The sequence below is a fragment of the Sphingomonas sp. HT-1 genome, assembly GCF_048568905.1.
GTDB lineage: Bacteria > Pseudomonadota > Alphaproteobacteria > Sphingomonadales > Sphingomonadaceae > Sphingomonas.
Window position 1 is genome coordinate 973,730 of sequence record NZ_CP183770.1, and the last position, 18,871, is coordinate 992,600.

Annotated in this window: 15 protein-coding genes, 1 tRNA gene and 1 pseudogene; 10 read left to right on the top strand and 7 right to left on the bottom strand. The window is 66.7% G+C overall.

Going from position 1 to position 18,871, the window contains the following annotated elements:
* Nucleotides 1-20: 20 nt before the first annotated feature.
* Nucleotides 21-1,577 (bottom strand): TolC family outer membrane protein, encoded by a 1,557-nt coding sequence (locus ACNFJ7_RS04610; RefSeq protein WP_019369412.1) that lies wholly within the window; start codon nt 1,575-1,577, stop codon nt 21-23.
* 17 nt (nt 1,578-1,594) lie between these two features.
* Entirely contained in the window at nt 1,595-2,278 is a 684-nt protein-coding gene (locus ACNFJ7_RS04615) for a protein-L-isoaspartate O-methyltransferase family protein (protein ID WP_019369413.1), read from the bottom strand.
* A 166-nt stretch (nt 2,279-2,444) separates the two neighbouring features.
* On the opposite strand from ACNFJ7_RS04615, the gene ACNFJ7_RS04620 reads away from it, so the two are divergent.
* The 3 genes from ACNFJ7_RS04620 to ACNFJ7_RS04630 all read left to right on the top strand — a co-directional run bounded on the left by ACNFJ7_RS04620 (nt 2,445) and on the right by ACNFJ7_RS04630 (nt 4,397).
* Nucleotides 2,445-2,518 (top strand) — tRNA-Cys (locus ACNFJ7_RS04620).
* Between the two features lie 237 nt (nt 2,519-2,755).
* Nucleotides 2,756-3,739, top strand: coding sequence for a serine hydrolase (locus ACNFJ7_RS04625; RefSeq protein ID WP_019369414.1), 984 nt, complete (start codon nt 2,756-2,758; stop codon nt 3,737-3,739).
* Between the two features lie 64 nt (nt 3,740-3,803).
* Complete coding sequence (locus ACNFJ7_RS04630) at nt 3,804-4,397, top strand: exopolysaccharide biosynthesis protein (RefSeq protein WP_019369415.1); 594 nt, start codon at nt 3,804-3,806, stop codon at nt 4,395-4,397.
* On the opposite strand, the gene ACNFJ7_RS04635 is transcribed toward ACNFJ7_RS04630, so the two are convergent.
* A complete protein-coding gene (locus ACNFJ7_RS04635; RefSeq protein ID WP_019369416.1) occupies nt 4,394-5,068 on the bottom strand; it encodes a TetR/AcrR family transcriptional regulator in 675 nt (224 codons plus the stop codon). The two genes, ACNFJ7_RS04630 and ACNFJ7_RS04635, sit on opposite strands and share 4 nt — an antisense overlap.
* Nucleotides 5,069-5,143: 75 nt before the next feature.
* Between ACNFJ7_RS04635 and ACNFJ7_RS04640 the strand changes: the two genes are divergently transcribed.
* The 4 genes from ACNFJ7_RS04640 (at nt 5,144) to ACNFJ7_RS04655 (ending at nt 7,869) form a co-directional block, all read left to right on the top strand.
* Nucleotides 5,144-5,578 carry a pyridoxamine 5'-phosphate oxidase family protein gene (locus tag ACNFJ7_RS04640; protein WP_019369417.1) on the top strand — a complete coding sequence of 145 codons (435 nt, stop codon included), beginning with the start codon at nt 5,144-5,146 and terminating at the stop codon, nt 5,576-5,578.
* On the top strand, nt 5,575-6,732 hold the full coding sequence (locus ACNFJ7_RS04645; protein ID WP_019369418.1) for an epoxide hydrolase family protein: 1,158 nt from the start codon (nt 5,575-5,577) through the stop codon (nt 6,730-6,732). Before ACNFJ7_RS04640 ends, ACNFJ7_RS04645 begins: the two co-directional genes overlap by 4 nt.
* 112 nt (nt 6,733-6,844) lie before the next feature.
* Nucleotides 6,845-7,033: a hypothetical protein gene (locus ACNFJ7_RS04650; RefSeq protein WP_019369419.1), complete on the top strand. Its 189-nt coding sequence runs from the start codon at nt 6,845-6,847 to the stop codon at nt 7,031-7,033.
* A gap of 281 nt (nt 7,034-7,314) precedes the next feature.
* The gene (locus tag ACNFJ7_RS04655; protein WP_019369420.1) at nt 7,315-7,869 is read left to right on the top strand and encodes a c-type cytochrome; all 555 of its coding nucleotides are present in this window, start codon (nt 7,315-7,317) and stop codon (nt 7,867-7,869) included.
* A 28-nt stretch (nt 7,870-7,897) separates the two neighbouring features.
* On the opposite strand, the pseudogene ACNFJ7_RS04660 reads toward ACNFJ7_RS04655, so the two are convergent.
* Nucleotides 7,898-10,080 (bottom strand): annotated as a pseudogene (locus tag ACNFJ7_RS04660) (penicillin acylase family protein).
* Between the two features lie 27 nt (nt 10,081-10,107).
* Here ACNFJ7_RS04660 and ACNFJ7_RS04665 point away from each other — a divergent pair.
* Complete coding sequence (locus ACNFJ7_RS04665; protein ID WP_019369421.1) at nt 10,108-11,391, top strand: metal-dependent hydrolase family protein; 1,284 nt, start codon at nt 10,108-10,110, stop codon at nt 11,389-11,391.
* 5 nt (nt 11,392-11,396) lie between these two features.
* Nucleotides 11,397-13,127 carry a GH39 family glycosyl hydrolase gene (locus ACNFJ7_RS04670; RefSeq protein WP_019369422.1) on the top strand — a complete coding sequence of 577 codons (1,731 nt, stop codon included), beginning with the start codon at nt 11,397-11,399 and terminating at the stop codon, nt 13,125-13,127.
* A 157-nt stretch (nt 13,128-13,284) separates the two neighbouring features.
* On the opposite strand, the gene ACNFJ7_RS04675 is transcribed toward ACNFJ7_RS04670, so the two are convergent.
* From ACNFJ7_RS04675 to ACNFJ7_RS04685, 3 genes are all read right to left on the bottom strand, one after another.
* Complete coding sequence (locus ACNFJ7_RS04675; RefSeq protein WP_019369423.1) at nt 13,285-14,079, bottom strand: ThuA domain-containing protein; 795 nt, start codon at nt 14,077-14,079, stop codon at nt 13,285-13,287.
* Nucleotides 14,080-14,210: 131 nt separating this feature from the next.
* Nucleotides 14,211-15,137: a serine hydrolase domain-containing protein gene (locus ACNFJ7_RS04680; RefSeq protein WP_082664440.1), complete on the bottom strand. Its 927-nt coding sequence runs from the start codon at nt 15,135-15,137 to the stop codon at nt 14,211-14,213.
* Nucleotides 15,138-15,271: 134 nt separating this feature from the next.
* Nucleotides 15,272-16,276, bottom strand: coding sequence for an alpha/beta fold hydrolase (locus ACNFJ7_RS04685; RefSeq protein ID WP_019369425.1), 1,005 nt, complete (start codon nt 16,274-16,276; stop codon nt 15,272-15,274).
* A 306-nt stretch (nt 16,277-16,582) separates the two neighbouring features.
* Here ACNFJ7_RS04685 and ACNFJ7_RS04690 point away from each other — a divergent pair, with 306 nt between their 5' ends.
* Nucleotides 16,583-18,016 (top strand): tyrosine-type recombinase/integrase, encoded by a 1,434-nt coding sequence (locus ACNFJ7_RS04690; protein ID WP_019369426.1) that lies wholly within the window; start codon nt 16,583-16,585, stop codon nt 18,014-18,016.
* The last annotated feature ends 855 nt before the right edge of the window (nt 18,017-18,871 follow it).

Consider the following 18,871-nt stretch of genomic DNA (forward strand, 5'->3'; position numbering starts at 1 on the left):
TCGAGTGCGAACCCCCTCAATCAGGGATTCGGACGGTCGCTGTCAACCGGACGCTGGAGAATGGGATCGAGCGGCTGGCCTACCACTTCCGGCGTCTGCGGCGGCGTGCTGCGGGTGCTGGTCGCGACCGGCAGCGGCGTCTTGTCGTCGCGCCAGTCGTTGATACGATTGCGAACGCGCCGATAGTTCAGCGCCGGATCGTAGAGCTGCCCCGCCTCGAAATTGAGGTCCCTGGCCTGGGCGCGCCCCATGGCGGCGAGCAAGGTGAAGCCGGCAACATAGGCGTCGCGCTCGGCAGTGACATACTGGACCTGTGCGTTCAGCAGTTCCTGCTCGGCGTTGAGGATATCGAGAATGGTGCGCGTGCCGACGCTGTTTTCGGCGCGCACGCCTTCGAGGCTGAGCTGATTTGCCTGCACCGCGGTGCGCGACGATTCGATCACGCGGAGCGCCGCCTGGTAGCTCGCATAAGCCGACCGGGCCTGGGCGATCACGCCACGCTCGGTGAGCGTGACCTGCTCGATCGCGGCGCCTTCGCGCGCCTGGGCCTGGCGCACCTGCGCGGCGGGGCGGCCCGCCTGGAACAGCGGCATCGTCAGCTGCACGCCGACGGTGGCGTTGGTCGTGGTATTCGGCACGCCCGAGGAGACACCGCCGACGCTGCCGATAGAGCCGAGATAATTGGTGTAGTTGCCGCCGACCCCCAGGCTCACCTGCGGCAGGCGCCCGGCCTGCGCGACACGCGTGTCGTAGCGCGTGGCATCGCGCGCGAGCTGGGCCGCTTCGAGAAATGGATTGTTGGCCAGCGCGACCTGTTCGGCGGTCTGCACGTCCTCCGGCAGATTCGGCAGCGGCGGCGGCGGCGCGAGCACCCCCGGCGGCGTCCCTACCACCCGAATATAGGTCTCGCGGCTCCCGATCAGCTGTGCCTCGGCGCTGCGCAGCTGGGCCTGCGCGAGCGCCAGCCGAGCCTCGGACTGCGCCACGTCGGTGCGGGTCAGGTCGCCGACCTCGAATCGGTCGCGCGTTGCCTGGAGGTTCACCTCGAGGACGTGGACATTTTCCTGGTTCAGCCGGACGACCGATTCGTCGCGGATAACGTTGAGATAGGCCGTGACGGTCTGGGTAAAGATGTCGGCCTCGGTCCCGCGCAAATTGGCACGGCCGGCATCCACCCGCACCTCGGCAGCGTGGACCGAATTGCGAATGCGGCCGCCGCTATAGATAGGTTGCGACAGGTTGAGCCCGACCTGCGCCTGGCGCGTCGGCGTGAACGCATTGGAGGCAGTATTGTACAAGCTGTCGCTGGCACTCCCGGTCGCGTTGAAGCCCGGCAGCCCCTGCGAACGCGCGATCGGAACATTCTCGTCGTTGGCGCGCTGGTTCGCGCGTTGCCCCTGCAGATCGGGATTGGTCGCATAGGCTTGTGCGAGCGCATCCTGCAGCGTTGTCGTCGGTGCGGCGGTTTTCGCGCCAGGGGACGGCACGTCCTGCCGACCGCTCGGCGCGGTCTGCGCGAGCGCCGGGGCCCCGAGGGAAACGAGGCTCACGCCAATGAGCAAAAAGTTCAGTCGCATGAGCCCCGTCTTTAAGGTTAAAAGGTAAATTTTCTCGGTTTTTCAAAGCCAGGCAGCGTCGCGACTTCAATATCCATGAAGTCGACTAGGCCGAAACCGCCCTCGCTGCGCCGACCGATGGCAAGCCGCGTTACGCCGCGATCGATGATGCCCGTGGCGATGCGGCCGCCCTGCTTCACCTGATCGATGATCGTCTGCGGCAATTCCTCCACCGCGCCGTCGATCACGATCAGGTCATAGGGCGCGCGCGCCGCCCAGCCGGCGTTCAGCGGCCCCTGCACCAGCTCGACATTGGCGGAGCCTGCAAGCCCGCCGCGCGCGATCGCCGCGAGCGCCGGCTCTTCCTCCAGCGCGACCACCGACTGGACGAGCTGCGCCAGCAACGCGGCGGCATAGCCCCCGGCGGCACCAACCACCAGCACATGATCCGTCGGCTGCAGCACCGATTCCGTCAGCAGCCGTCCGATAACCAGCGGCGCGTTGTGCTGGCGGCCGTTGCCGAGCGGCAGCAGCGTATCGCGATAGGCGAGCGCACGATGCTCGGTGGGTAGGAAAACTTCGCGGGGGACGAGCGACATCGCCGTCACCACGCGAGGATCGTTCACCGCGTTGGTACGCAGCTGGCTTGCCACCATGGCGTGGCGCATCGCTTCGAAACGGGGCGCTTCGAGGGGCGCAGGGTCGACCAAGAGGGTCATCATCACTCCGCTTGTCGCACAACCGTGTTAGTTGTGCAATACACTTGTTGCTGTCTCCGGGCTTGTATCGCGGCCCAACGCCAACGCCAAGCGACCGCGACGTTATTTTGAAACGATGTTGACATTGCCCCCACCGCCAATGCATTGGCCGCGCCTCACCCTCTTGGATGGCCCGATGGCGGAGTGGTGACGCAGCGGACTGCAAATCCGTATACGCCGGTTCGATTCCGGCTCGGGCCTCCAGCACTTTTCCAGCCCAGTACGACGACGAACGCCGCTTCCGCAGCGACGAACCGTTGGCATCTGCGCTGCTCTTTTCGGGGCGATGGCTGTAAGCGGTCGGCACAGGAGGGTTGTTTGCCGCTTTTCGCCACTGTTGTCCGTTCCGTCGCGTCGCTTCTGCCAGGCGCACTGCTCACCGGCTGCGTACCTGCCGGCCCACTCTCCCCCGTACAGGCGCCACCGCCGCCCCCCCGGGCGGTGCCGGTCGCCCCGCCGATCCTCGCCACGTCTGCCGCGCCGCGCCCCAAAAGATCGGACGAAGCGCCGGCGGCACTGCTCAACGCCGTGCAGGCGCTGGGCGCGGAGTTTGACGGCCAGGTGGCGATTTCGGTGCGCGATATCGATCGGGGCTGGATGGTCGCCTGGAACGGCGAGCGTGCGTTCCCGCAGCAGAGCGTAAGCAAGCTGTGGGTCGCCATCGCGGTGTTCGATGCGATCGACGCGAAGCGGCTATCGCTGACGACACCGGTGACCGTCACAAGGGCGGACCTGACCGTCTTCCACCAACCGATCCGGGCGCTGGTCGGCGCCAATGGATACCGCACGACGGTGGGGGCGCTGCTGCAATGCGCGCTCACCCGCAGCGACAATACCTGCAACGACGTGCTGCTGTGGAAGGTGGGCGGCCCCGCCGCGATCCGCCGCATGCTCGCCGACAAGGGCGTTCGCGGCGTGAGCTTCGGGCCCGGCGAGCGCGAGTTGCAGGCGCGCACCGCAGGATTGACCTGGCGGCCGGAATGGGCCGGTGGCGCGGGGTTCCTGCAGGCGCGCGCGGCGTTGAGCCCGGCGGCGCGGCAAAAGGCGCTCAACCGCTATCTGGCGGATCCCTATGACGGGGCGAGCGCCAACGGCATCACGCTAGGTCTTTCGCTGCTCGGCCAGCAGAAGCTGCTCAGCCCTGCCTCCACCGACCGGCTGCTCTCGATCATGCTGGCAAGCAAGACCGGGCCTTTGCGCCTGAAATCGGGGCTGCGCCCCGGCTGGAAGCTGGCGCACAAGACCGGCACGGGCCAGGAATTGGGAAGCCTTGCCACCGGCTATAACGATGTTGGCCTGCTGACCGCGCCAAACGGGCATCGCTATGCCGTGGCGGTGCTGATCGCGAGCACGCGCAGGCCGATCCCGGTGCGCATGCAGCTGATGGGCGACGTGACTCGCGCGATCATCCGGGCGACCGACTGAAGGCGGCGCCGGACCGGGAAGCGGCCCGGCGGAACCGAGCAGAAACGCCGGTGTTGGACAGCCGATGAGCGACGAACACACGGTAGACGCACTTCTCGACGCGGTCGACAAACTGGCGGAGGAGAAGGATCGCGTCGCGATCGGCGATGTGGTGGAAGCCCTGGGCGCGCGCAGCTTCGCGCCGTTTCTGGTGCTGGTCCCGCTGATCGACATTTCCCCGATCGGCGGCATCCCCGGACTACCGACGGCGATGGCCGCGACGGTGATCTTGGTAGCGGCGCAGATCCTGTTCGGGCGCACCCATTTGTGGCTGCCCGGCTTCATCGAGCGGCGGAGCCTGGGCTCGCAAAAGCTCTGCAAGGCCGTGTGCAAGGCCAGGCCGGTCGCCAAGCGTCTAGATCGCTGGTTTCACGGCCGACTGCTGCGCTTCACGCGGGGCGGCTGGGTGAAGGCGGCCGCGGCGGTGGTGATCGTGCTTGCCTGCACAGTGCCGCCGCTGGAACTGCTTCCGTTCGCTACCACCGCGCCGATGGTGGCCATCCTGCTGTTCGGCATCGCCCTGCTGGTGCGCGACGGGCTGCTGATGGTGATCGCCTGCCTCGCCTCCCTCGCGGCCGCAGTGCTTGGCGCAAGCCTGTTGCTCGGCGGTGGGAGCTAGGTCGCCGCGAAAGCGCGGAGCAGGCCGGCGCGCTCCAGCAGATCGACCGCATCGTCGATCCGGCGGGATGCCGCCGCGTCGAGCTGCGCCGGGGCGTCGCCGATCAGCGCGCGCATCTGGTGCACGATGAACACCATGTCGATGAACCGTTCGGCGACTTCCCGCGCATGCGCGCCATCGGCCGGCGAGGGATTGTTCCCGGCGAGCGCGCGGGCGACGCAGGCGATGCCGCCCTCTCGCCCTATCCGGTCCACCATCCGCGCCAGCTCCGGCATGCGATGCGCCGTCGTCACCACCACCCGCATCAGCGCCACCGCTTCGGGCGTGAGTGCGTGGACCAGCAGACTGCTCCCTACCGCCCGCAGACGATCCGCAACCGGCAGGTGCCATGGAACCTCTGCGGCCGGAACCAGCGTGTGTTCGACCATGCGCCGCACCACTGCCGCGAACAGCGCCTCCTTATTGGCATAGCGCGCATAGAGGCTGGCCTTGCCGGCCCCCGCCCGCGCCACGACCTGATCGCAACTCGTGGCGTCGAAGCCGAGCTGGAGGAAAAGCACGGTGGCGGCATCGAGGATGCGGCGATCGACATCGCCCGCGCGTTCGGCAGAGGGCCGGCCGCCACGAGGGCGACGGGCAGCAGCAGTTTCTGGCGGCGTACGCGATTCCATCCTGCAACCTATAGCCATTCCGCTTGTTTCAGCAAAACTGAACGGTATAGTTCAGTTTATGCAAGGAGCGACGCGATGGCTGAGATGACGCTGGAAGACCTGTCGAAGAAGATGGCGAAGATCGATTTCGGCATGCTGTCGACCCGCACCGAAGGCGGGGCAATCGCCAGCCGCCCGATGAGCAACAATGGCGAGGTCGAATATCGCGGCGACAGCTTCTTCTTCGCCTATGACACCGCCCGCTCGGTAACCGACATCGCCGGCGATCCTCGCGTCGGGCTCAGCTTCACCGGCGCAGCCGGCCTGCTCGGCGGACCACCGCTGTTCATTGCGGTGGAGGGCGAGGCAGCGCTGATCCGCGATAAGGCGCAGTTCGCCGAACGCTGGACCAAGGATCTAGACCGCTGGTTCGAACAGGGAATCGACACGCCCGGCCTGGTGATGATCCGCGTTCACGCCAGCCGTCTGCATTACTGGAACGGCAGCGACGAAGGCGAGATCACGCTTTGAGCCAGGACGCGATCGCGCCCTTCCCGATCCACGTCCCGCAGGAGGAGCTGGACGATCTGGCCGCCCGGCTGGCGCACACGCGCTGGCCGGGGGCGGATAGCGTGCCGGACGGTAGCCAGGGCCCGCGCGGCACAGACATCCGCGCGCTCGTGGCGCGATGGCGGCAGGGCTATGACTGGCGCGCCACCGAGGCGATGGTGAACGGGTGGGGCAGCAGTCGCACCGTGATCGACGGGCTGGGCATCCACTTCCTCCACATCCGCTCGCCCGAACCGGACGCCACGCCGCTGCTGCTGACGCACGGTTGGCCCGGTTCGATCCTGGAATTCCGCGACGTGATTGGGCCGCTCAGCGATCCGCAAGCGCATGGCGGCACGCCGTCGGATGCATTCCACTTGGTGATCCCCTCGCTGCCCGGCTTCGGCTTTTCCGATCAGCCGCGCGAGCCCGGCTGGGGTGTGGGCCGCACGGCTGCCGCCTGGTCGACGCTGATGACGCGGCTGGGCTATGGCGCGCGCTGGATGGCGCAAGGGGGCGACTGGGGCGCTGCGGTGACGACGACGCTCGCGCATATGCGCGCGCCGGGGCTGGCAGGCATCCACCTCAACTTCGTGATGTTCCGACCGACCCCCGACGAAATCGCCGCTGCCAGCGCGGAGGAGCGGCAGATGCTGGCCGATGCGGCCCGCTACGATCGTGACTATTCGGGCTATATGAAGCTGCAATGCACGCGCCCGCAATCGGTGGGCTTCGGGCTGGCGGATTCGCCCGTCGGGCTGGCGGCGTGGATCTATGCACTGTTCCAGGACGTGTCCGACAGCGGCGGGGCGCCGGAGCGGCTGTTCGCGCTCGACCACCTGATCGACGATATGATGCTGTACTGGCTGCCCAATGCTGGCCCAAGCGCGGCGCGCTTCTATTGGGAGGCGGCGCAGGAAATGGCGCAGGGGGTGCCGGACGCGCCGGTGCCGCTGCCGACGGGGATCAGCATGTTCCCCGGCGAACAGGTGCGGCTGTCGCGGCGCTGGGCCGAGGCGCGGTTCGCCGATCTCCGCTTCTTCGCTGAGGCCGAACGCGGCGGCCACTTCGCCGCGATGGAGAATCCGGGCAGGTTCGTGGCGCATCTGCGCGCGACCCGCAGGGCCATCGCATAGATCGGGTAAGGCTGCCGGCCGTTCCCAGATTTTCGGCGCAACGCACACCCACCGGCTGCAAAAACTATCCTTTGTAATAGAGCGCGGCCTGCCGATCCGCGATAGTCGTTGCGTGAACGATTTCGCGCGCGCAAGCCTGACCGGGCTGATGGCATTGATGGTAGCGGGCTGCAGCGCCGAATCCCGCTCCGCCGGCCCGGACCTGCCGCAGACCGGGCCGACGGGCGCGCAGGACCCGCGCGCCGCCCGGTACGAACGCAACGTCTACCAGGTCGCGCAGGGCGGGCGCTATTTCACCTGATATGGTTGCGGCGGCTGTCACAGCGGCTCCGCGCAGGGCGCGCTGAACCTTGGCGATCGCATCTGGGTACGGGGTGGGAATCTCGACCAGGTCTATCGCACCATCGCCGAGCAACACCCCGGCACGCCGATCGGCTATGCCACGCGCATTCCCAGCGAACAGCTGTGGCAGATCACCGCCTATGTGCGGACCCTGCCGCGGCTGTCGCCGGAAAAGCGGCGACGTCAGGACCTCGACCAGACCGGCGAACCGCAGGGCCGCAACTGGGCGGGGCCGGTCCGTTGAACGGGCTGCAATCGGCACTTGCGCCGGCGGGCGAGCAGGCGTCCAGCATCCATGGCCTGTTCTGGCTGATGTTGCTGGTGTGCGGTGCAATGTACCTGCTGGTGCTGGCCGCGGTCGCCTGGAGCATCGTGCGGGCGCTGCGGCGGCGCGGACCCGCCGGTGCGCCGGCCATCAACCCGCCGGACGTCGGGCTGAACCGCGGCCTGCTCGGCTGGGCGGGACTGATCGTGATAGGTCTGACGGTGCTGATCGTCGCCAGCTTCCTGGTCGAGCGCACCATCGCCGCAGCCGCGGCGATTGAGCGCCATGCCTGCGGCGCCTGTCACCGCATCCCGGGCATCGGCGCGGCGACTGGGGTGGCCGGCCCTGCGCTGAACGGGATTGCGACCCGCAGTTTCGTCGCCGGGGTGTTGCCCAACGATCCCGCCAACCTGCAGCGCTGGATCCGGCATCCGCAACGCATCGTGCCGGGCAACGGCATGCCCGATCAAGGCGTCACGCCGCAGGAGGCGCGCGACATCGCCGCCTATCTGTACACGCTGCGGCGCTAGCGGGGGCGTGGCTCGTGCAAACAGCCGATCAGCGGCCGGGGCGGTAGCGGCGCTCGATGTGCCCTGCCAGTTGGTCGGGGTAGAAATAGACCGGGCGCAGTTCGCCCGCGGCGTAGCGATCGATCTGGTCCGCGAAGTGCGGCGAGGCAGGATCGCCGCTCTGGCCGCCTGCCATCACCGCTGCCGCTGCAACTCGCGGGCCGAAGGAGACCACCGCGACGAAGCTGTTGCCGCTGGTGCCATAATATCGCTTCGTACCCGGCCAGCCCTTGGCGCCGAACGAGGCGAGGCTGCCCCATTGGGCCGAGGGGAACGGCACCGCCGTCGACGGCGCGGCATCATCGAAATGCGGCTGCAGCGCGTTGTCCAGGCGCTGGAAGCGGTTGATCTCGCCCCAGCGCGTCTGCCAGGTGCCGAAGTCGCGCGTCAGCCGATCGATAGCCGCCGATAGCGCCGCCAGCCGCGTCCGCGCATTGACCTTGGCCGCGATATAGTCCGGTACGTTCATCCGCTCGGCCTGGGCGAAGCTGCCGACCTCGCGCCACAGCTGATCGCCCCAGAACACGGCAAGACTGGTCGCCACCGAGTCCGCGCTCCAGCAATGGTCCCATCGTGCCAGCGTGGCGACCGGATCGGCCAGCGCCGCCCGCCGGGGGTCGCTTTCCGGCAGCGCCCGCCATGCCGCGACCAGCTCCGGCACCAGCTTCGCAAAGGCCGGCAGATACGGATCGAACGCGGCGGCGCGCAACCGCTCGGCGGTCCAGCCGCGTTTTCCCATCAGCAGCAGGTCTGCATGCACGCCTCGGGCGTTGCCGCCCACCTGGTCCATGTAGCGCGGATAGTCCTTGGCGCTGGGACTGTCCGGCCCCGCCACCTGCCACGGCCAGTCATTGGTGTTGTGCGCCCAGCCGACCTTCGGGTTCAGCACGCTCGGCAGGCTGGGGAGTGTGTGCAGCCCCTTCCAATCGGTGGCGGGATCGCTGCCGTCGACCGGCCGGGTGTAATCGAACCGGTCGTCGCGCACGGCATGAACTGCGGCATCAGGAACGCGATCTCGCCTTTCGCGTCGGCGAACAGCGTGTCGTTGGAGGAGTTGGCCTTGCGCTCGGCGACCTTCAGGTAGCCGGCAAGATCGGTCGTCTTGGTGCGTAGGAAGCTCTGCTCCAGCGCCGGTACTGGTCGCCACATCAGCGCCGCGGCGATCCAGCGGCCATCCTTGGCAGCGACGATCGGCCCGTGGTGCGTCCGCCAGGTGGCGAAGCGCCGCTCGGCCAGCGATCCATCCGGCTTGCGGAAGCGCAGCGTGACGACGCGCGCCTGCACCGGCCGCGTCTCGCTGCCGTACCGATAGGCCCAGCCCTGGCCTGCGCGCACGATCCGCTCGGCAAAGGCATCGACATTGTCAACCGTGGACGACGTGTGCATCCACCCGGTGTGCGCGTTGAATCCCTGGTAGACGAAAAACTGACCCCATGTGCTCGCCCCATACACATCCAACCCCTGTTCGCTCGTCACCTGCGCCTCGGAGCGGAAGTAGAAGCTGGTGTGCGGGTTGATCAGCAGCAGCGCGCGGCCATCGGCGGTCAGCCGGGGCGCGATCGCGATGCCGTTGGAGCCTGAAGGCTCGCGCGGCACGCTGCCCTGCTCCTCGGGCGTGGGCGGCGTGGGATTGCCATAGAAGGTCTTGAGGTCGCTGAGCGAGATCCGCTCGATGTCGCCGCCGATGCTGCCTTCAGTAAAGCTAAGGGCCATCCAGGGCTCAAATCGGGTGAGCACCTTCGGTTTCACCTGAGCATGCGTCGCCATATAGTAGTTCAGGCCGTCGGCCCATGCATCCATCAGCGCGCGCAACCACGCGGGGCTGCGGGCATAGTCCCGCTTCAACTGCTCCGGATCGACGAACAGCCGCTGGCGCAGATCCGCCCAAAGCGCCCCTTCGCCCTGCACCTCGGCGGTCCGGCCGAGCGCAGTCAGATAATTTGCCTCGATCCGGCCGAAATCGTCCTCGGCCTGAGCATAGATCATTCCGAACACCGCATCAGCATCGCTCTTGCCGCGGATGTGGGGAATGCCCCAGTCATCGCGAATAATCGTCACCCGGGCTGCCTGCATCTCCCAACGCGCGCGTTCGGGGTCCGGCGCCGCGGCGGTCGTGCTCAGCAAAGCCAAGAGAAGCAACGGATTGCGCGCGCGCCGGATGAGCGTATCCATTGCCCGAGACTAGAACGGGGAGAGCATATGGCCAAGCACTGGTTGGCGATCTTGGCGGCGCTGGCGCTGGGAAGCGCGGCAGCGGCACAGACGACAGACGCGCCCGCCATTCTCCTCAAGCCGGCGGCAGTGTTCGACGGCATCGACGGGCAGGTGCATGCCGGATGGCAGGTGCTGGTACGCGGCGAGCGGATCCTCGCGGTCGGCCCCGCCCTTCCCTCCCCCGCCGGCGCGGTGGTGATCGCGCTGGACGGCGATACGCTGATGCCCGGCTTGATCGAAGGACACGGCCACCTCTTTCTCCATCCGTACAATGAGACGAGCTGGGACGATCAGGTGCTGCACGAGCCGCTGGCGCTGCGCACCGCGCGTGCGGTGGCGCAGGCCCGCGCGACGCTGCACGCCGGCTTCACCAGCCTGCGTGACCTGGGCACCGAGGGCGCGGGCTATGCCGATGTAGGCCTGAAGGCGGCGATCGATCAGGGCATCGTGGAGGGGCCGCGCCTACAGGTGGCGACCCGCGCCATCGTTGCGCTCGGCGCTTATGGCCCCAAAGGCTTTGAACCCGGCGTCGAGGTGCCGCAAGGCGCCGAGGAAGTCTCCGGGGCCGAGCAGATGGTCGCTGCGGTGCGCCGGCAGATCGCTGCCGGTGCGGACTGGATCAAGCTGTACGCAGATTATCGCTGGCGCCCCGGTGACGAGAGCCGTCCCACGCTGAACCTTGAGGAGATCAAGGCCGCCGTAGCCGCGGCGCACGACGCGGGGAGGCCAGTGGCGGTGCATGCCTCCACACCGGAGGGCATGCGCCGCGCGATCGACGCCGGGGTGGACACGATCGAACATGGCTATGGCGGCACGCCCGCGATCTTTGCCGTGATGGCCGCCAAGAAGATCGCGCTCTGCCCCACACTAGCCGCGTCGGACGCGACATCACGCTATCGCGGCTGGAACGGCGAAGATCCTGCTCCCGCCACGGTTCGCCTCAATCAGGAAAGCCTGCGCCTGGCCCTGCGCGCCGGGGTTCCGATCTGCATGGGCGGCGACGTCGGCGTCTATGCGCATGGCGACAATGCTCGCGAAATGGTACTGCTCGCGGCTGCCGGCATGCGTCCCGCCGAGGTGCTACTTGCAGCGACCTCCGGCAACGCCCGCTGGTTCGGCGAGGCGGGGCGGCTCGGAGCGGTGAGGCCCGGCATGCTGGCCGATCTCGTCGCCGTTGCCGGCGATCCCACCCGCGACATTCAGGCCGTGCGAGCCGTGCGATTCGTGACGAAGGGAGGCAAGATCGTGCCGCTGGAGCAGGCCAAGTGAGGGCGTTGCGCCTCGCGCTCGTCGCGGCTGCGCTGACGCTTCCCGGCCTGGCCGCAGCCGACCCGGAGCCAATCGCCGTCACCATCGACGTCGATGCCGCCCACGACGAAGGCCCGGTCGAGCCGCTCTGGCGCTTCTTCGGCGCGGATGAGCCCAACTACGCCACCATGAAAGACGGTCGTACCACGCTCGCCACCCTTGGGGCGCTGGCGCCGGATCGGGTGTATTTCCGCACCCATAATTTGTTCACCTCGGGCGACGGCACACCCGCGCTCAAATGGGGATCGACCGGGATCTACCGTGAGGATGCGCAGGGCAAGCCGATCTACGACTGGACGATCGTGGATCGCATCTTCGACACCTATCGTGCCCGCGGCGTGAAACCCTATGTCGAGCTCGGCTTCATGCCGGAGGCGATGTCGACTCAGCCCCAGCCCTATCAGCATGACTGGCGGCCCGGCAGCGGCACGCTGCGCACCGGCTGGGCCTATCCTCCGCGCGATTATGCCAAATGGGAGGAGCTGGTTCATCAATGGGTGCGCCATTGCGTCGCCCGCTATGGTCGTGGGGAGGTGGCGAGCTGGTATTTCCAGACGTGGAACGAAGCCAATCTGCCCCGTTACTATTGGGGCGGCACGCGCGAGGAGTTTTTCCGCCTGCACGACGCCGCCGTGCGTGGCGTGCGTCGGGCGCTGCCCGAGGCGCGGGTCGGCGGGCCGGACAATGCGGGTGCCGGCGACGATTTCCTCGCGGCGTTTCTTGACCATGTGAAGTCGGCGGGAACGCCCACCGACTTCCTGTCCTTCCACGCCAAGGGCCAGCCGGTGGTGGTTGAGGATGCGGGCGGCACCCATGTGCGCATGGGACTGAACACACACTTGCGGGCGGCCGACCATGAATTCGCCGTGATAGCCGCCGATCCGGCGGCAAGGACGAAGCCCATTATCATCGGCGAGTCCGATCCTGAAGGGTGCGCAGCCTGCCAGGGGGCGGCCAATGCCTATCGCAACGGGACCATGTATTCGAGCTACACCGCCGCGTCGTTCCCGCGCCTCCGTGCACTGGCGGCCCGACGTGGACTGACGCTGGAGGGCATCCTTTCCTGGGCGTTCGAATTCGAGGATCAGCCGCCCTTTGCCGGTTTCCGCCAACTCACCTCGGCGGGCATCGACTTGCCGGTGATGAACATGTTCAAGCTGTTCGCCAAGATGCGCGGCCACTATGTTCGCGCGACGTCCGACCGCGAGGCCGCACTCGATGCCGTGCTCCGGGACGGCGTGCGCGGCGATCCCGATATCGGCAGCGTCGCCAGCCGGGAGGGCAACAGCCTTTCGATCTTTGTCTGGCACTATCATGACGACGATGTGCCCGGCCCCGATGCCGCCGTGGCGCTTCGGCTGCGGGGCCTGCCGCGTGCACTCGCCCAAGGGGCGATGCTGACGCACTATCGCATCGACGCCGCCCACTCGAACAGCTTCGCCGCCTGGCGCGCGATGGGATCCCCTATCGCGCCGACCGACGCACAGCGTGCCGCGTTGCTGAAGGCGGCGCAACTGACGACGATGGAGGCCGTGCCCGAGCACTTGCCCGTCGGCGAGACCGGCGCCACGCTCAGCTTCCGCTTGCCGCGACAAGGGGTGTCGCTGCTGGTTCTGACTCCGGTTGGCGGCTCAGCCTTCCAGAAAGGCGGCGCGTTCCCCGGGCGTACCGTCGGGAAGCGCGCTTCAAGCCGCTGAAGGCGAACGCAGCGCCGAACGACGTGCAGCGGGCGCCGTTCTACGCCGCGGCGGCGCGGAGGGCTTATGTCGGCCATCCGACGATGGCCGTGGACTAAGCGTATACGGGTGGGCGGCACGCCTGCCAAAATTGCCGGGCGGGCCGATCCGACGGAACCTAGCGGGCCGCCCAGCGGATCGCATTGGCGAGAATGCGCCGATATGTCGGATCGTTATACGCTTCGGGCGTGTGGCCCAACGCGGAATAGAAGATGCGACCTTTGGACGACGGATTGATCCAGATCACCGGGTGTACGCCCATCATCAGCTTCGCGCCGGGACGGTAACTCGCTTCATCGACCCGCGCGAGCACGGTCATGCCACGCGCGGCGGGATTCGCATCAAAGGAATACCATTCATCGACCGGCGTCCAAGGCAGCTTCACGCCCGCCATGATCGGATGGCCTGGCCGATCGACGACGATCCACGCCGGCTGTAGATGGTCGGCGCCTCCCGGATGCCCGGTAAACGTCGTGCCAATCACCATCTTCTTGTACCAGGCATCGGTATGGCTGTTATCGCCAGCCGCATGCAACGCCACCACGCCGCCACCACGCGCGACGAAGCGGGCTAGTGCGGCGCGCTGGTCTGCGGTGAGGAAGTCCCCGCTGGCGCTGTTGAGAACGACCACGGAGAAGTGATGCAATTGTTCGTCGTTGAAGACCGCGGCGTTTTCCGTGACGAAGCTCGCGCGGCCCAGGTCGCGTGCGATATCCGTGAGCACCATGTTCGAGTGCGGTATATGCTCGATATGTCGCCAACCATTGGTCTTCGAAACGATCAACACCCCACGCTGCAATCCCGCAGGAAGCACAGGCGCTACGGCATCGTAGGTGGGCGCGGGCTGGTGCAGATCCGGCGCCGCCTGTGCCATTGTTAGAAACGCCGCCAACACCAGCATCTTACGCATCATGCAATCTCCTGGCGTCTCCATAGCGAGGATGGATGGACGAAGCGAGCAGGTGTCGACGGACCACCCTCATCGCCGGCACCCACGATGCCCACCCGATCCTTTTTCTGCGGCGGAGGGCACGGAAACGTCCGCTAGCCCCCCTTCTGCGCTGCAGGCACGATGTCCTCGGCCAGGAGACGATGCAGCGCCGCGATATGGTCGCCGTCTCGCGCGCCGTTCGGATCGGAGATCATCACGACGGTAAGCCGCAGATCGGGCACCACATACAGCATCTGCCCGCCATAGCCCCAGGCGAAGCGCACCGGATGCCCAGCCGCCTCTCCGATGAACCAGCCATAGCCATATTGGCCACCGCTCCATGGAGAGATGGTGCGCGGCGTCCAGCTCCGCTCTATCCAAGACGCAGACAGGATCCTCCTGCCGTTCGAGACGCCGCCAAGCCGGTAAAGTTCGCCAATACGGGCCAGTGCCCGCGGCGACAGGCGCATCTCGTTGCCGCCGAAGTAGATGCCCTGCGGATCGGCGGGCCAGGCGGGTATCGAGATACCGAGTGGCTCCCCCAACCACGCTCTGGCCAATTGCAGTGTACTCCTTCCCGAGGCTCGGGTGAGCATCGCCGAGAGCAGGTGCGTGTTGCCGGTGGAATACAGCATACGGCCCCCTGGCTCATCGACGAACGGCCGCGACAGCGCCGACCTGACCCAGTTCGAGCTCGACACCCACCTGCCGTAGAATTCGCCCGATGTGCGCTCGAGCCCGGCCTGCATCGACAACAGATTGCCCACGGTAAGATGCGCGAGCCGCGGATCTGGATTGGCTGGAGCCTCGCTGCGCAATACCGAGAGGACCGGTTGCTCCACCCCCGTGAGCACACCGCGATCGATGGCGATGCCGACCAGCGCGGACAGCACGGATTTCGACGCCGACTTGATGTTGACCGGCTGATCGAGCGGCGGACCGCCGTTGAAGCGGTGTTCGGCGAGCGGCTGCCCGTCGCGGAGTACCAGGAGCGCTCGGAGACGCGGCAGCCGCTGGGCAGCCGACACGGTCCCCGTCATGGTCTCCGCATCCAGGCCCTGCGTCGGCACTGCCAAGCGCGGATCGGATGCGGTTTGCTCGGCCGGTATCGGATCGACCGGTGCTGCATTGCAGCCGCAAGCCAACAGTGGCGGGAGCAGGAGAGGCGACCACCTCACGCAGCGATTGCCGCTTCCAACGTCTGCAGGAAGCGCGAGGGCGCCTCTACCTGCGGCGCGTGGCCAAGATCCTCAAGGCGGATCAGCCGTGCCCCCGGGATGCGACTTACTGCATCCTCGGCAGCCTGCGGCACGGTGCGTACCCGACTGCGCAGATCGGGGGGGGCGCTGCTCGCCCGGAAGGCCGTTTGATCCTGCCCGCCGATGATAAGCGTAACAGGCATCGCCAAACGCGGCAGTTCGGCCGCGACCGGCTGAGTCTGGATCATGTCGGAGAGCCGCGCCTGCGCATCGCGGACGATATCCCCGTCGGAACTCGCATATTGGCCCGCCAGCATCGCCACCCAACGGTCATAGGCGGGACGCCAGTCGCCATGGTAATAATTGCGTCGCTGATAGGCTTTGATCGAGGTCGCATCGGTTCTGGCTTCCTCAGCCCGCAACGTGCCGATGTCGGCATAGGGCACCCCTTCCGCCAGCGTGTCGTTGAGACCGAGCGGGTTAACCAGCACGAGCTTGGCGACCTGCCCCGGATGCGACAGCGCAAACCTTGTCGCTAGGATTCCGCCGGTAGAGTGCCCGACAAGGATCACCTTGCCCGTTCCGGCTCGCTCCAACAGCCTCTTGGTCAGTTCGGCCATGGCGTGGAAGCTGTACTGATAGCCTTCCGGTTTGGAAGATTTGCAGAAACCGATTTGATCGGGTGCGATCACCCGGAAGCCCGCCTCCGTCAGCCCCAGCGCGGTTTCATGCCATGTCGCCGCGCAGAAATTCTTGCCGTGCAGCAGGACAATCGTCGCGTCCTTCGCAGTGCCTTTGGCGGGCAAATCCAGATAGGCCATGCGGATGGGCCGGCCCTGCGACGAAGCTTCAAACCATCGAACTGGCGCCGGATACTCGAACCGCTCAAGATTGGCGCCGAGAGGCGCGGTCTGTGCCGTGCAAAGCGTGCTCCACAGCGCGGACGATGCGATTGCGGCGATACGGACAAAGCGGATCATCCAGCTGCAACGACCCGCCGGCGGGAGGGGTCCATGGTGCGATGCTGCAGTTGGTGAACGTACGGCCGCCGCTACGCGCTATGCGCCGGCAGCAAGGAGCGGCGCCTTACCCGTCGCGCACGACGACGAACGCGCGATGCCGTAGTGAAGAGCGCGATAGCGACAGAAACTGGCTGGGGCGGGAGGAGACGGAGCGGAGGGCCAATCAAGGCATTGAGGTGGAAGGATTTGCTTGCAATTTCGTGGGTTACGCCCCACAAACCTGCCCCACAAACCTGCCCCACACGACCTTCAGGAGCCCCGTAAATGGCCTCGATCCGCGCCCGCCACAATCGCTTTGAAGCGAAGGTGCGGGTGCCCCTAGCCCACCGGGAGGCCCACGATGGCCGGGAGTTCCTCTACCGCACCCTGACCGCCACCAGCCGGAAGGTCGCGCAGGTCGAAGCCGACGCATGGGAAGCGAGCCTGCGGGTGCAATGGGCAGAACGCGACGGCTTGACGCAGGATGCCCTTGTGAACCTCCGCCGGGTCTACGAGCAGACCTTGGCCGAAGCCACTGGCGGCAAGTTCGCGGTGCTTGCAGATGGCGTGGACCCGGTCCAGACCGGCATTGATCACGAGATTGAACGCATCGCGGACGCTATTCCCGAGGACGACGACCCTGCCCCGGTCAACGCGGCGAAGCTGGCGGCGCTGAATGACGCAAGGACGGTGCTGGCCGGGCGAAAGCCTCCGGTCCGCCGGGAGTTCGAGCCGTCGTTCTCGCAGCTGGCGTCGGATTACATGAAGCTCTGGAAGACCCAAACCGGCCTCAAGGAGACCAACACCGAGCAGCAGAAGAACGCCACGTTCCAGCTGTTTGCGGGGTATTGGAAGGATCGTCCTATCCGGCAGATCGGCAGGCCCGATGCGGCCCGGTTCATGGATGCGCTGCGCCATCTGGACCCAGCATGGGCGCGGTCGGCGGCGGCCCGGAAGCTGTCGTGGGACGACCTCCTGCGCACCTTCGGCGACCGCCCTAAGGGACTGTCGGACGCCACTCGGAACCGCCATGCGGCAACGCTTGGGGCGCTATGGGAATGGGCGAGTGAGCGCGGGTATGCCGAGGGCCGCAACCCATTCAGCGGTCATCGCGCCCGGCTCCGCAACGGGGTGAACGTGAAGGGCTATCGGCCATGGGAGCCGGAGGAGCTGGCCCGCTTGTTTCATCCCGGTCCCAAGCGCTCGGACCTGCGGGAAGTGATGATGGTCGCGCTGTTCAGCGGCATGCGCCTGGACGAGATCGCAGGGTTGACGTGGGGGCGGCTGAAGGAGGTCGAGGGCATCCCCGTGTTCGACATCCGCGACGCGAAGACACCAGCGGGCAACCGCCTAGTGCCGGTGCATCCGCAGCTGAAGTGGTTGCTTGATCGGGATCGCGGGGCCGCCGACGCACGTATCTGGTCAACGTTCAACCCAGAGGGGCCCGGCAAGAAGGCCGGAGCCGATGCCGGGCGCGAGTTCACCCGGTTTAAGCAGTCGCTCGGCTTCACCGAACGCTGTGCCGCCTTCCACTCCTTCCGGAAGAACGCGGTTGCGCAGTGGGAAGCCGCGAGCATACCGGAGACCGAAGTTGCCCAGATTGTCGGCCACGAGAAAAGGGGCATCACGTTCGGCGTCTATGGCGGTGGCGTATCGCTGCAACGGCGGTATGAAATCGTCGCGAAGCTCGCCTATCCGCAAGTGATCGGCGTCTGGTGAAGCGCGCCGATCTCCCTAGATTGTTTGAAGGGAGCTTCGCCTCCTCCATGGTCCTGATCTCCCGCCCCGGCCCGTTCAAGCTGATCCAGCGGCGCAACAAGCCGAAGGCCAGGAGCGCGCTCGGGATGCACCAGCCGCCTCTGTGTAGATCGGACCGACACAGACGAACGTAGCGTCGTGCGGCTCTCTGAGGAACTTTTCTTCCCGCTTTGCAGCACGGCTCAACCTTAATCGGATTAAGGTTGAAGCGAGAAGTGAAGCGGCCCCCTGAAAACTTTTGAGGGTCACCCTGTCTACGATACAGGGGCGCTGCTTAGGAGCGGGCCGCCTATCATCGGCTCTGCCAGAGCCAGCGGGCGACCATGCCGATTATCCCTCACTCTTGGAGGGTGTGGTAACTAGGTATAGGAATGACCTTCAAGATTCCCGAAGGTATCCTCCAGCTGCTCCGCAGGTTCCCCGCGAGTGCGCCTGTCAGTCCAGACCTCCTCCATGCCCACCGCTGTGGCCGGGTGTCGGGCCCATGCCGATTAACCCTCACTCTTGGAGAAGGGAAACCGTAAGTGTTCACTGTCAGTGGAACTGCAGGTTCCTGAAGGTCCATCCTCCTTACTAATCCCACCTAGAATCTCACCGTAAGACCCTCGGTTGGTCCGTTCGGGGAGGACGATGGATCGGCAGACCCACCGTCCACCCTCCGCCCCCTCCAGTTTCCATCGGCCGACCTCTCGCCTGCCCCGCAGGTGATCGACGGTCGCTGCGCGGGTCCGGTCATCTGTGGCGGGGGCCGGACCCGCATGCCCTTCTCACCGCCTCGCCCATCCCCTTTCCCGATTCCGGCTCGCAAGCCGGACC

Coding starts and splice junctions, on each gene's coding strand:
- ACNFJ7_RS04610 (WP_019369412.1), bottom strand. CDS start 1,577: ATGCGACTGAACTTTTTGCTCATTGGCGTGAGCCTCGTTTCCCTCGGG.
- ACNFJ7_RS04615 (WP_019369413.1), bottom strand. CDS start 2,278: ATGATGACCCTCTTGGTCGACCCTGCGCCCCTCGAAGCGCCCCGTTTC.
- ACNFJ7_RS04630 (WP_019369415.1), top strand. CDS start 3,804: ATGAGCGACGAACACACGGTAGACGCACTTCTCGACGCGGTCGACAAA.
- ACNFJ7_RS04635 (WP_019369416.1), bottom strand. CDS start 5,068: ATGGAATCGCGTACGCCGCCAGAAACTGCTGCTGCCCGTCGCCCTCGT.
- ACNFJ7_RS04640 (WP_019369417.1), top strand. CDS start 5,144: ATGGCTGAGATGACGCTGGAAGACCTGTCGAAGAAGATGGCGAAGATC.
- ACNFJ7_RS04665 (WP_019369421.1), top strand. CDS start 10,108: ATGGCCAAGCACTGGTTGGCGATCTTGGCGGCGCTGGCGCTGGGAAGC.
- ACNFJ7_RS04675 (WP_019369423.1), bottom strand. CDS start 14,079: ATGATGCGTAAGATGCTGGTGTTGGCGGCGTTTCTAACAATGGCACAG.
- ACNFJ7_RS04680 (WP_082664440.1), bottom strand. CDS start 15,137: ATGACGGGGACCGTGTCGGCTGCCCAGCGGCTGCCGCGTCTCCGAGCG.
- ACNFJ7_RS04685 (WP_019369425.1), bottom strand. CDS start 16,276: ATGATCCGCTTTGTCCGTATCGCCGCAATCGCATCGTCCGCGCTGTGG.
- ACNFJ7_RS04690 (WP_019369426.1), top strand. CDS start 16,583: ATGGCCTCGATCCGCGCCCGCCACAATCGCTTTGAAGCGAAGGTGCGG.